Genomic DNA, 11,844 nt, shown 5'->3' on the forward strand with positions numbered 1-11,844 from the left:
CCAGGTCGGGTACGGCACACGCCGCACGAACGGTCAGGTACGGCGCCGCGCCGAGAATAGACGTTGCAACAGGATGAACACGAACAGCAGCAAGCCGATGAAGATCTTCGTCCACCAGGAGCTCAGCGTCCCCTCGAAGCTCAGCACCGTCTGGATGAGGCCGAGCACCAGCACCCCGAGCACCGTGCCGAGCAGGAAGCCGGAGCCACCGGTCAGCAGGGTCCCGCCGATGACGACGGCCGCGATGGCGTCCAGCTCCATGCCGACGGCGTGCAGACCGTACCCCGACAGCATGTAGAACGACAGCAGCACCCCGCCGAGCGCCGAGCAGAAGCCGCTGATCGTGTAGACCGCCACCTTGGTCCGCCCCACGGGCAGGCCCATGAGCAGGGCCGACTGCTCGCTGCCGCCCGTCGCGTAGACGGTGCGGCCGAGGCGGGTGTAGTGCAGCACGTACGCCGCCACCAGCACGACCACGACGGCGATCACCACGCTCGGCGAGATCCACAGGTCGGCGAACAGGTCGATCCTGGTCTGCGCGAACGCGGTGAACGTCGGGTCCTCGATGGGGATCGAGTCGGTGCCGATCGTGTAGCACAGGCCCCGGGCCAGGAACATCCCGGCCAGCGTGACGATGAACGGCTGGATGTCGAAGGCGTGCACGATGTAGCCCATCACCAGCCCGAGCGCCGACCCGATGAGCAGCACCAGCGGCACCACCAGGTACGGCGGCCAGCCCGGCCCCGCCATGAGGCTCGCCGAGATCATCGTGGACAGCGCGACGACCGAGCCCACCGACAGGTCGATGCCGCCGGTCAGGATCACGAACGTCATGCCGACCGCCACCACCAGCAGGAAGGCGTTGTCGATGAAGACGTTGAGGATCACCTGCCCGGTGGCGAACCCCTCGTAGCGGATGCCGCCCGCGACGAACATCGCCACGAACAGCCCGGCGGTCACGAGCACCGGCACGTACTTGGCGGGCACGGAACGGCCGCGCGCGCCGAGCCGGTCGAGGATGGCCGTCGTCATGCCGTCACCCGCACCTTCTCCTCGGCCGCCGGCCGGGGCGAGGAGCGCGGCCCGGCCCGGCGGAACACCTTGTCACGGAACTTCGGCGACTGGACGAGGCAGACCGCCGCCACCACGAGCGCCTTGACCAGCAGCGTGGTCTCCGGCGGCACGCCCACCGAGTAGATCGTCGTCGTCAGCGTCTGGATGATGAGCGCCCCGAGCACGGTGCCGCCGAGGGAGAACCGGCCGCCCGCCAGCGAGGTGCCGCCGATGACGACCGCGAGGATGGCGTCCAGCTCGATCCACAGGCCGGCGTTGTTGCCGTCGGCGCTGGAGACGTTCGAGCTGATCATGAGCCCGGCGACGCCCGCGCAGAGCGCGGCGAAGGCGTACACCGTGATGACGATCCCGCGCGACCGGATGCCCGCGAGCCGGCTGGCCTCGGCGTTGCCGCCGACCGACTCGATGAGCACGCCGAGCGCGAGCCGCCGGGTCAGGAACGCGGTGACGCCGAGCACGACGAGCACGAGCAGGATGCCGAACGGCACGGTCAGCAGGTAGCCGCCGCCGATGACCTTGTACGACGGGCTGTTGACCGTGATGATCTGCCCGTCGGCGATGAGCTGGGCCAGCCCGCGCCCGGCGACCATGAGGATGAGCGTGGCGATGATCGGCTGGATGCCGACCCCGGCGACGAGGAATCCGTTCCACAGGCCGAGCAGCACGCACAGCCCGAGCGCCAGCACCACGGCGGAGAAGACGCCCCCGTCCTCGCTGATCCGCAGGCACGCCAGCGCTCCGGAGATCGCCACCACCGAGCCGACCGACAGGTCGATGCCGCCGGTGGCGATGACCAGGGTCATGCCGAGCGAGACGAGGATGAGCGGGGCGCCGAAGCGCAGGATGTCGATGAGGCTGCCGTACAGGTGCCCCTCCTTCATCTCGACGGAGAAGAAGGACGGGGTGAAGAACAGGTTGACGGCCAGCAGCGCGGCCAGGACGAGCAGCGGCCAGAGGAGTCGCTTCATGCCCGGCCCCCGCTCGCGATGGTCTCCATGAGGGTGTCCGTGGTGAGGGTGTCGTCGTTGGGCAGGTCGGCCACCAGCCTTCGGTCGCGCAGCACCCCGACCCGGTGGCTGAGCCGCAGCACCTCCTCCAGCTCGGCGGAGATGAACAGCACGGCCATGCCGCCGTCGGACAGCTCGGTGACGAGCCGCTGGATCTCGGCCTTGGCGCCGACGTCGATGCCGCGCGTCGGCTCGTCGAGGATGAGCAGCCGCGGCTCCAGGATGAGCCAGCGGGCGAGCAGCACCTTCTGCTGGTTGCCGCCGCTGAGGTTGCGCACCAGGTGGTCGGGGTTGGGCGGGCTGATCTTGAGTGCCTTGATGTAGCGGCCGACCAGCTCGTCCTGCTGGTCGCGCGGCACGGGCCGGGTCCAGCCGCGGGTGGCCTGGAGGGCGAGGACGATGTTCTCGCGGACCGTGAGGTCGGGGATGAGCCCGTCCCGCTTGCGGTTCTCGGAGCAGAACGCGATGCGGTGCGCCATCGCCGCCCGCGGGGTGCGCAGCGCGGCGGGCGCGCCGCCGACCGCGACCTCGCCGCCGGTCGCGTGGTCGGCGCCGAACAGCAGTCGGGCGATCTCGGTGCGGCCGGAGCCGAGCAGCCCGGCCAGGCCCACGACCTCGCCCTCGTGGATGGTGAGCGAGAACGGCTCGACGGCCCCGGTCCGGCCCAGCTCGCGGGCCTCGACCAGGGGCCGGTCGAAGGTCCTGGCCTCGCCGTGCAGGCGCTCCAGCTCGGCCAGCTCCTGTCCGATCATCTTAGAGACGAGCGCCACCTGGCTCAGCTCGCGGGTGAGGTACTCACCGACGAGCCGGCCGTTGCGCAGGATCGTCATCCGGTCGGAGATCTCGTAGATCTGGTCGAGGAAGTGGGAGACGAAGAGGATGGCGATGCCCTCCTCCTTCAGCCGCCGCATCACGTGGAAGAGCTGGCGCACCTCGCCCGCGTCGAGGCTGGAGGTGGGCTCGTCGAGGATGAGCACCCGGGCCTCGACGTCGATGGCGCGGGCGATGGCCACCATCTGCTGCAGCGCCAGGGAGTACGACGACAGCGGTGCGGACACGTCGATGTCGAGCTCCAGCCGCCGCAGCAGCTCGGCGGCGCGGGCCCGCATCCGCTTCCAGTCGATGCGGCCGCGGCGGCGCGGCTCGCGGCCGATGAAGATGTTCTCCGCCACCGACAGGTTGGCGCAGAGGTTGACCTCCTGGTAGACGGTGCTGATGCCCGCCTGCTGGGCCTCCAGCGGCCCGGCGAAGGACACGGTCCGGCCGGCCAGCTCGATCGTGCCCGAGTCGGCGGGGTGGACCCCGGTCAGGACCTTGATCAGCGTGGACTTGCCCGCGCCGTTCTCGCCCATGAGCGCGTGGACCTCGCCCGGCAGCAGCCGCAGGTCCACGCCGTCCAGTGCCCTCACACCGGGGAACTGCTTGCCGATCCCGCTCATCCGCAGGACCGGAGCGGGTACGTCCAAGGCGGCGCCCCCTCCTGTTCGCGTGATCTGCGCGATCGGGCCGGCCGGGGCGGCCGGCCCGATCACCGGGTCAGTACTTGCGGCTGGGCAGCGCGGTCTTGGCCTGCTCCTGGGTGAACGTGGTCTCCTCGGTCACCACGCGGGCCGGGACGCTCTCGTTCTTGACGACCTTCTTGGCGAGGTCCATGAGCTGCGGGCCGAGCAGCGGGGAGCACTCGACGATGTAGTTGATCTTCCCGTCGGCCAGGGCCTGCATGCCGTCGTGCACGGCGTCCACAGTGATGATCTTGATGTCCTTGCCGGGGACCTTGCCGGCGCCCTCGATGGCCTCGATGGCGCCCAGGCCCATGTCGTCGTTGTGGGCGTACAGGACGTCGATGTCGGGGTTGGCCTTGAGGAACGCCTCCATGACCTCCTTGCCCTTGGCGCGGGTGAAGTCGCCGGTCTGCGAGGCGATGATCTTGAACTTGGGGTCGGCCCCGATGATCTCCTGGAAGCCGGCCTTGCGGTCGTTGGCCGGGGCGGAGCCGGTCGTGCCCTGGAGCTCGACGATGTTGACCGGGTCCTTGGCGTCCTTGTACTGCTCGACCAGCCACTTGCCGGCCTTGCGGCCCTCCTCGACGAAGTCGGAGCCGAGGAAGGTCTTGTAGAGGCTGGTGTCCTTGGAGTCGACGGCCCGGTCGGTGAGGATGACCGGGATCTTGGCGTTCTTCGCCTCCTTGAGCACGGTGTCCCAGCCCGACTCGACCACCGGCGAGAAGGCGATGACGTCCACCTTCTGCTGGATGTAGGAGCGGATCGCCTTGATCTGGTTCTCCTGCTTCTGCTGGGCGTCGGAGAACTTCAGGGTGATCCCGGCGGCCTTGGCCGACTCCTGCACGGACTTGGTGTTCGCGGTGCGCCAGCCGCTCTCGGCGCCGACCTGCGCGAAGCCCATGGTGATCGAGCCGTCCCCGCCGCCCGAGCCGCTGCCGCCCCCGCTGCCGCCGCACGCGGTCAGTGTCGCGGCGGCGAGGCCGGCGACGACGAGCATCGAGATCCTCTTCAACACGTGGAGTCCTCTTTTCCTTATGTGAGCGCTAACATCAGCGACCTGACGCGAGCGCCGCGCTTTCGTGTTCCCCGATGTCCCCGATATCGCCGATAGGTGTTCAGGCCCGCGCCGTGCTGGCGCGGACCACGAAGGAGGGCGGGACGACGAGACGCTCGCACGCGCGCGGCCCCTCGCCCTCGATCTGCCGGAGGAGCACCTCGATGCTGTTCCTGCCGACCGCGTCGAAGTCCTGCCTGATGGTGGTGAGGGGAGGCGAGAAGAACTCCGACTCCGGGATGTCGTCGAAGCCGACGACGCTCACCTGGTCGGGCACCTTCACCCCCTGCTCCGAGAACGCCCTGAGCACGCCCAGGGCCATCTGGTCGTTGGCCACGAAGACCGCGCTGACGCCCGCCATGGACGCCAGGCTGCGGCCCGCCTCGTAGCCGGAGCGCGGGCTCCAGTCGCCGGCCAGCGGCTCCGGCGCCGCGCGCCCGGCCTGGGCGAGCGCCGCCCGCCACCCGGCCACGCGGCCCTCGGCCTCCAGCCAGTCGGAGGGGCCCCGCACGTGCCAGACGGTCTCGTGGCCCAGCGCGAGCAGGTGCTCGGTGGCGAGCCGGCCCCCCTCGACCTGGTCCACGCAGACCACCGACACGTCGCCGGCCTCGCCGCCCTCGACCGCCACAATGGGCACGCCGGGCGCCAGGTCGGCCAGGGTCTGGGCCGCCGAGCGCTGCGGCGCGACGACCACGATGCCGTCGACGCCCTGGTCAGCCAGGTAGTCCAGGGCGTCGCGGACGCCGCTGCGGTCGATGGACTTGAGGCTGACGATGCTGACGAAGTAGCCCGCCGCGCGGGCCGCCTGCTCGATGCCGTACACCGTGCTGGCGGGGCCGTAGAGGGTGGTGTCGAAGCTGACCACCCCGAGCGTCCGGGAGTGCTTGGTCACCAGGGCGCGGGCGACGAGGTTGCGGCGGTAGCCGAGCTTGTCGATCGCCTCCAGAACCCGGGTGCGGGTCTCGCTGCGCACGTTAGGATGCTCGTTGAGCACGCGTGAGACCGTCTGGTGCGACACTCCCGCCTCACGGGCGACGTCCGCCATGACCGGCATCCGCCGGGCTTGCGACGATCCCACGAGGTGCTCCTTCCCGGCCCTCTCACGCTGGGCCTGGGAAGACTGTGAACGTTAACAATGGGTCCCGTCAAGAGCTCGCGGGATTACGGAAACGTCACATGCGCGCTTGTGATCGTCCGTTCCGGCCCTCTTCCCCTGCGGGCACGGGGTTCCTCACGCGGCGGCGGTCGAGTCGCGGATCACCAGATGGCAGGGCATGCGGTGCACCCCCGGGGTGGCCCGGCCGTCCATGGCGGCGAACAGGTGCTGGGCGGCCGTGCGGCCGAGCAGCTCCAGGTTCATGTCCACGGTCGTGAGCGCGGGGCGCGTCTCGGTGGACAGCACCTCCCAGTTGTCGTAGCCGATCACCGCGATGTCGCCGGGCACGGAGCGGCCCCGCTCGCGGGCGGCCTCCACGAAGCCGGCCGCGACCTGGTCGCTGCCGCAGAACACCGCGTCCACGCCGGGCTCGGCCATGAGCAGCATCTCGGCGGCGTGCCGTCCCCAGCGCTGCGACCACGAGCCCCACATCGTCTCGCCGGCCTGCTCGCAGCCGGCCGCCTCCAGCGCGATCCGCAACCCCTCGGCGCGGTCGCGGGCCGCCTTGTAGTGCCGGGGGCCGGTGACGTGCGCGATCCGGCGCCGGCCGAGGGCGAGCAGGTGCTCCACGGCCATCGCCGCGCCGCCCACGTCGTCGGGCACGAACGACACGTCCTCCGGGTCGTCGGAGGGCCCGTAGGCGTACACGACGGGGACCGGGACGTCCTTGCTGACCGAAGGCCGCGGGTTGGTGCTCTCGCCGACCACGATGATCCCGTCCACCCGGCGCGACAGCAGCGCGCGCAGGTGGTGCTGCTCACGGATGGCGTCGCCGCGCGCGTCGCACAGCATCACCGCCATCTCGCCGGCGCCGAACGCGTCCTCGGCCCCCAGCAGCACCGGGATCCCGAAGCGGCCCACGCTGTCGGAGGTGAGCAGCCCCACCGTGCGGGTCTGCCCCGACAGCAGCCCCCGCGCGAGGGCGTTCGGCTGGAACGACAGCTCCGCGGCGGCGGCGAGCACCCGCTCGCGGGTCGAGGCCCGCACGTCCTGCCGCCCGTTGAGCGCCTTGGAGGCCGTGGCGATCGACACCCCCGCCAGGGAGGCCACGTCGTTGATGGTCACGCGCCTACCCGCCATGTTTCGAAACCCTTTTCAGTCACCTGACAACTGCCACGCACCTTAACACCCATTGACAGGCTCCGATGTTTCTTCTACGTTTCCGAAAACCTTTTAGTTCTCGGGGGTCCCGAAGGAGACAACCATGAGACGACGGCTGGCCGGGATCGCCATCCTCGGACTGTTAGCGCTCACATCCGCGGCTTGCGGCGGCGGTGGCGGAGCCGGGTCGTCGGCCGAGCCCGCCGAGGGCCCGGCCACCATCACCATGTGGACGCGCGCCGCCACCCAGGCCCAGAGCGAGCGGCTCGTGAAGGCCTACAACAGCAGCCACAAGAACCAGGTCAAACTGACCGTCATCCCGACGGACAACTACCAGCCCCGCATCGCGGCCGCCGCCGGGGCCAAGCAGCTTCCCGACGTGTTCGCCGCCGACGTCATCTTCGTCCCCAACTACACCGCGCAGGGCCTGTTCCTCGACATCACCGACCGGATCGCCGCCCTGCCGTACAAGGACAAGCTCGCGCCCTCGCACATGAAGCTGGGCACGATGGACGGCCGGCAGTACACGCTGCCGCACACCCTCGACCTGTCGGTCTGGTTCTGGAACAAGGACCTGTACCAGAAGGCCGGCCTCGACCCGGAGAAGGGGCCGAAGACGCTCAAGGAGTTCGCCCAGCAGGCGACCACCATCCAGGACAAGCTCGGCAAGGACGGCAAGGTCCACGGCACGTTCTTCGGCGGCAACTGCGGCGGCTGCTACGTCTTCACCTTCTGGCCCTCGGTCTGGGCGGCCGGCGGCCAGGTCATGAACCCCGAGGGCACCACCTCGCTCAACGACCAGCCGCCGATGACCGAGGTCTTCACGATCTGGCGCGAGCTGTACGACAAGAAGGCCACCGGCCCGACGGCCAAGGAGGAGCAGGGCCCCACCTGGACCGGCTTCTTCCCCAAGGGCGAGATCGGCGTCATGCCGATGCCCTCGACCACGCTCGGCCTCATGCCGAAGGACATGAAGATCGGCGTGACCCCGATCGCCGGCCCCGACGGCGGCGAGTCCACCTTCGTCGGCGGCGACTCGATCGGCATCTCCTCCACCACCAAGAACGCCGACGCGGCCTGGGACTTCCTGTCCTGGACCATGTCGGAGGACGCGCAGGTCGAGGTCATGGCCAAGAACAAGGACGTGCTCGCCCGCACCGACCTGGCCGGCAACAAGTACTCCGCCGAGGACCCGCGCGTCGTGCTGATCAACTCGCTGGTGGCCAAGGGCCAGACCCCGTTCGCGCCGCGCTTCGGCCAGACCTTCAACGACCCGCAGGGGCCGTGGCTGCGCCTGGCGCGTGAGGCGATCTTCGGTGACGCCTCGAAGCTCCCGCAGCTCAACGCCGAGATCACGAAGTCGCTGCAGCAATGACGTTGACGCTCACGCGCTCCGGACGGCGGGCGGCGCACGGCGCGCCGCCCGCCCGATGGCGCGGCAAGAAGGTCCAGGGCTGGCTGTACGCGGCGCCCACCGCGGTCATCGTCGGGGTGCTGTTCGTCGTGCCCCTCGTGCTCGTGGTGTGGATGTCGCTCAACCGCTGGCCGCTGCTCGGCCCGGCCCGCTTCAACGCCCCGGACAACTACGCCAGGATCGCCGACAATCCGCTGTTCCTCGACGCGGTGCTCTTCACGCTGAAGTACACGGCGATCACCACGGTGCTGCTGTCGTCGGTCGCGCTCGGCCTCGCCCTGCTCGTGCAGGAGCGCCGGCCCGGCGTCGGCTTCTTCCGCACCGCGTTCTTCCTGCCGGGCGCGGTCGGCTTCGCCGCCGCCGCGCTGCTGTTCTACGGCATGCTCAACAACGACTTCGGCCCCATCGACCCGATGCTGCGGGCGCTGGGGATCACCCACGAGCCGGTCAAGTGGATCGGCACGCCGAACATGGCGCTGTTCTCCACGATCGCGCTGGTGCTGTGGCGCTTCGCCGGGTTCAACATGCTCATCCTGCTGACCGGGCTGCAGGCGATCCCGGTCGAGGTCTACGAGGCGGCGCGCAGCGACGGCGCCGGCCGCTGGCAGATCTTCACCAGGATCACGCTGCCGCTGCTGCGCCCCACGCTGGCCCTGATGCTGATCCTCAGCGTCACCGGCTCGCTGCTGGCCTTCGACCAGTTCTTCATCTTCACCAACGGCGGCCCCGACAACAGCACCGTCTCCATGGTCATGGTCGTCTACCGCGACGCGTTCTTCCGCTTCGACCTCGGCGGCGCCGCCGCCCTGTCGGTCGTGCTGCTGGTCGGCCTGGTCGGGCTGAACGCCCTGATGATGCGGAGGCTGCGGTGACCCGCGCTCTCACCCTGTCGGCGCTGGCCGTGCTGTTCCTGTTCCCGCTGGTGTGGAGCGGCTGGGCGTCGCTGGAGGACCCGTCCAACTACCTGGAGATGGCCCGGTTCGGCGAGGGGCTCGGCACGTACGCCACCAACAGCGTGCTCGTGTCGGCCATGACCGTCGCCGGCACGCTCGTGGTGTCGGCGCTCGGCGGCTACGCCTTCGCCCGCTTCGACTTCCCCGGCAAGAACCTTCTGTTCCTGGCCACGCTGGCGATCCTCATGGTGCCGTACGCGACGATCCTCATCCCGCTGTACGTGCTGCTCGGCTTCATCGGCCTGCAGAACTCGCTGGTCGGCCTGTCCCTGGTGTTCGTCATGTTCCAGCTCCCGTTCGCGCTGTTCATGATGCGCAACGCCTTCGAGGCGATCCCGCGCGAGCTGGAGGAGGCGGCGCTGGTCGACGGGTGCGGCACCTTCCGGGCGTTCTCCCGCATCCTGCTGCACGCGGTGCGGCCGGCGCTCGTCACGGTCGGCCTGTTCGCCTTCCTCGCCTCCTGGAACGACTTCTTCGCCCCGCTCATCCTGCTCAACGACGGCTCTTCCTTCACGCTGCCCGTGGCCGTGGTCAGCATGACCCAGCGCACGTTCGGCGCGATCGACTACGGCATGCTCCAGGCCGGCGTCATGGTCATGGCCGTCCCGTGCCTCGTCCTCTTCATCGTCCTGCAGCGCCACTACGTGCGCGGATTCATGTCGGGAGCTCTGCGTGGCTAACCCTGTCCTGCCCTCCTCGGGCGTGCTGTCCCCGTTGGGCCTCGACTCCGTGCGGCTGGCCGCCGGGTTCTGGGGCGACCGTGCCGCCCTCAACCGGGACGTCACCATGGCGCACTGCCAGGAGTGGATGGAGCGCGAAGGCTGGATCGGCAACTTCCGCGGGCAGCGCCCGCGCCGGGGCCGGGAGTTCAGCGACTCGGAGATCTACAAGCTGCTGGAGGGCATGGCCTGGGCCGACCACCCGGCGCTGCCGGAGCTCGCCGAGACCGTCGGCCGGGCGCAGGAGGGCGACGGCTACCTCAACACGCGCTGGAGCGGCAACCGCTACACCGACTTCGAGTGGGGCCACGAGCTGTACTGCTACGGCCACCTCGTCCAGGCGGGCGTGGCCCGGCTGCGCATGCACGGCGAGGACCGGCTGACCGAGATCGCGGTCCGCGCCGCCGACCACGTGTGCCGGCGCTTCATGGACACCACCGAGACCTGCGGCCACCCGGTGGTCGAGATGGCGCTGGTCGAGCTGTACCGGGCCACCGGGGCCGAGCGCTACCTGGAGATGGCCCGCCGCTTCGTCGAGCGCCGCGGCCTGCCGGCGCTCGGCGACATCCCCTTCGGCCGCGGCTACTTCCAGGACGACGTCCCGGTACGGCAGGCGCACGTCTTCCGCGGCCACGTCGTACGCGCCCTCTACCTGGCCTCCGGCGTGGTGGACGTGGCCGTCGAGACCGGCGACGAGGAGCTGCTCAAGACCGTCGAGGCGCAGTGGGAGCGGACCCTGGCCCGGCGCACCCACCTGACCGGCGGCATGGGCTCGCGGCACGCCGACGAGTCGTACGGCGAGGACTTCGAGCTGCCGCCGGACCGCGCCTACAACGAGACCTGCGCGAGCATCGCCTCGATCATGCTGGCGCACCGGCTGCTGCTGGCCACCGGCGACGTCAGGTACGCCGACGTGGCCGAGCGGACGATGTACAACATGCTCGCCACCGGGGTGGCGCTGGACGGCCGCTCGTTCTTCTACGCCAACCCGCTGCAGGTGCGGGTGGCCGCCGGCCCGCCGGAGGGCGTCAACCACGCGGCCGAGGGCAGCCTGCGCTCGCAGTGGTTCGACGTGTCGTGCTGCCCCAACAACATCGCCCGCACCCTCGCCTCGCTGGGCGCGTACGTGGCCGCCGCCGACTCCGGCGGGGTGCGGATCCACCACCACACGCCCGCCGAGATCCGGCACGGCGAGCTGGCGCTGCGGGTGGAGACCGGCTACCCGTGGTCGGGCGGCGTGACCGTGCGGGTCCTGGAGGACGGCGCGGGCGCCGTGTCGCTGCGGGTGCCCTCCTGGGCGGGCGGCGCCACGCTGTCCGCCGGGTCCGGCCCGGCCCGGCCGGTCGCGCCCGGCTACGCCACCGCGGAGGGGCCGTGGCGGGCCGGGGACGTGATCCGGCTGGAGCTGCCCATGGAGCCGCGCTGGACGTACCCGGACCGGCGCGTCGACGCCCTGCGCGGCTGCGCGGCGGTGGAGCGGGGGCCGCTCGTGTACTGCGCGGAGTCGGTGGGCGACGAGCCGCCGCTGGCGCACCTGACCGTCCGCGTGTCCGCCCCGCCCGCGGAGGTCCCGCCCGAGGAGGCGGTCTCGGGCTCGCAGGCCCAGGTCCCGGGCTCGCAGGCCCAGGTCCCGGAGGAGGACGGCCCGGCCGGCGGCGAGGCGGTCGAGCTGGAGGTCGCCGCGGTGCGCGCGGCGCCCCGGGGCAACGGCTGGCCGTACGGGCCGGAACCGGACCAGGTGAGCGGCGGCGCGGACACCGTGCTGCGGCTCGTCCCCTATCACCGGTGGGGCAACCGCGGCCCCGCCACCATGCGCGTCTGGCTTCCCGTCGCCGAGTGACCCCCCCTCTCGGCCGAGTGCCCC

General features: G+C 70.7%; 10 protein-coding genes. 4 read left to right on the top strand and 6 right to left on the bottom strand.

Going from position 1 to position 11,844, the window contains the following annotated elements; all coding sequences use genetic code 11:
* Nucleotides 1-33: 33 nt before the first annotated feature.
* From yjfF to HT134_RS23680, 6 genes are all read right to left on the bottom strand, one after another.
* Complete coding sequence (gene yjfF, locus HT134_RS23655; protein ID WP_175602616.1) at nt 34-1,032, bottom strand: galactofuranose ABC transporter, permease protein YjfF; 999 nt, start codon at nt 1,030-1,032, stop codon at nt 34-36.
* Nucleotides 1,029-2,042: an ABC transporter permease gene (locus HT134_RS23660; protein ID WP_175602617.1), complete on the bottom strand. Its 1,014-nt coding sequence runs from the start codon at nt 2,040-2,042 to the stop codon at nt 1,029-1,031. Before HT134_RS23660 ends, yjfF begins: the two co-directional genes overlap by 4 nt.
* Nucleotides 2,039-3,547, bottom strand: coding sequence for a sugar ABC transporter ATP-binding protein (locus HT134_RS23665; protein WP_246365012.1), 1,509 nt, complete (start codon nt 3,545-3,547; stop codon nt 2,039-2,041). Before HT134_RS23665 ends, HT134_RS23660 begins: the two co-directional genes overlap by 4 nt.
* 70 nt (nt 3,548-3,617) lie before the next feature.
* Nucleotides 3,618-4,598 (bottom strand): ABC transporter substrate-binding protein, encoded by a 981-nt coding sequence (locus tag HT134_RS23670; protein WP_312888358.1) that lies wholly within the window; start codon nt 4,596-4,598, stop codon nt 3,618-3,620.
* Nucleotides 4,599-4,698: 100 nt separating this feature from the next.
* Nucleotides 4,699-5,682 carry a LacI family DNA-binding transcriptional regulator gene (locus HT134_RS23675; RefSeq protein WP_175602706.1) on the bottom strand — a complete coding sequence of 328 codons (984 nt, stop codon included), beginning with the start codon at nt 5,680-5,682 and terminating at the stop codon, nt 4,699-4,701.
* A 186-nt stretch (nt 5,683-5,868) separates the two neighbouring features.
* The gene (locus HT134_RS23680; RefSeq protein ID WP_312888359.1) at nt 5,869-6,858 is read right to left on the bottom strand and encodes a LacI family DNA-binding transcriptional regulator; all 990 of its coding nucleotides are present in this window, start codon (nt 6,856-6,858) and stop codon (nt 5,869-5,871) included.
* 139 nt (nt 6,859-6,997) lie between these two features.
* Here HT134_RS23680 and HT134_RS23685 point away from each other — a divergent pair, with 139 nt between their 5' ends.
* The 4 genes from HT134_RS23685 to HT134_RS23700 are packed head-to-tail and all read left to right on the top strand — an operon-like array spanning nt 6,998 to nt 11,820.
* A complete protein-coding gene (locus tag HT134_RS23685) occupies nt 6,998-8,269 on the top strand; it encodes an ABC transporter substrate-binding protein (protein ID WP_175602619.1) in 1,272 nt (423 codons plus the stop codon).
* Nucleotides 8,266-9,180, top strand: a complete 915-nt coding sequence (locus HT134_RS23690) for a carbohydrate ABC transporter permease (RefSeq protein ID WP_175602620.1) — start codon at nt 8,266-8,268, stop codon at nt 9,178-9,180. Before HT134_RS23685 ends, HT134_RS23690 begins: the two co-directional genes overlap by 4 nt.
* Nucleotides 9,177-9,941, top strand: a complete 765-nt coding sequence (locus tag HT134_RS23695; protein ID WP_175602621.1) for a carbohydrate ABC transporter permease — start codon at nt 9,177-9,179, stop codon at nt 9,939-9,941. The genes HT134_RS23690 and HT134_RS23695 overlap by 4 nt, the downstream gene beginning before the upstream one ends.
* The gene (locus tag HT134_RS23700; RefSeq protein WP_175602622.1) at nt 9,934-11,820 is read left to right on the top strand and encodes a glycoside hydrolase family 127 protein; all 1,887 of its coding nucleotides are present in this window, start codon (nt 9,934-9,936) and stop codon (nt 11,818-11,820) included. The genes HT134_RS23695 and HT134_RS23700 overlap by 8 nt, the downstream gene beginning before the upstream one ends.
* Nucleotides 11,821-11,844 lie beyond the last annotated feature (24 nt).

This window comes from Nonomuraea rhodomycinica (assembly GCF_013363995.1).
Taxonomy (GTDB): domain Bacteria; phylum Actinomycetota; class Actinomycetes; order Streptosporangiales; family Streptosporangiaceae; genus Nonomuraea; species Nonomuraea rhodomycinica.

Bases quoted from the DNA above. Each gene is read 5' to 3' on its own strand.
- yjfF (WP_175602616.1), bottom strand. From the start codon at position 1,032: ATGACGACGGCCATCCTCGACCGGCTCGGCGCGCGCGGCCGTTCCGTG.
- HT134_RS23660 (WP_175602617.1), bottom strand. From the start codon at position 2,042: ATGAAGCGACTCCTCTGGCCGCTGCTCGTCCTGGCCGCGCTGCTGGCC.
- HT134_RS23675 (WP_175602706.1), bottom strand. From the start codon at position 5,682: ATGGCGGACGTCGCCCGTGAGGCGGGAGTGTCGCACCAGACGGTCTCA.
- HT134_RS23685 (WP_175602619.1), top strand. From the start codon at position 6,998: ATGAGACGACGGCTGGCCGGGATCGCCATCCTCGGACTGTTAGCGCTC.
- HT134_RS23690 (WP_175602620.1), top strand. From the start codon at position 8,266: ATGACGTTGACGCTCACGCGCTCCGGACGGCGGGCGGCGCACGGCGCG.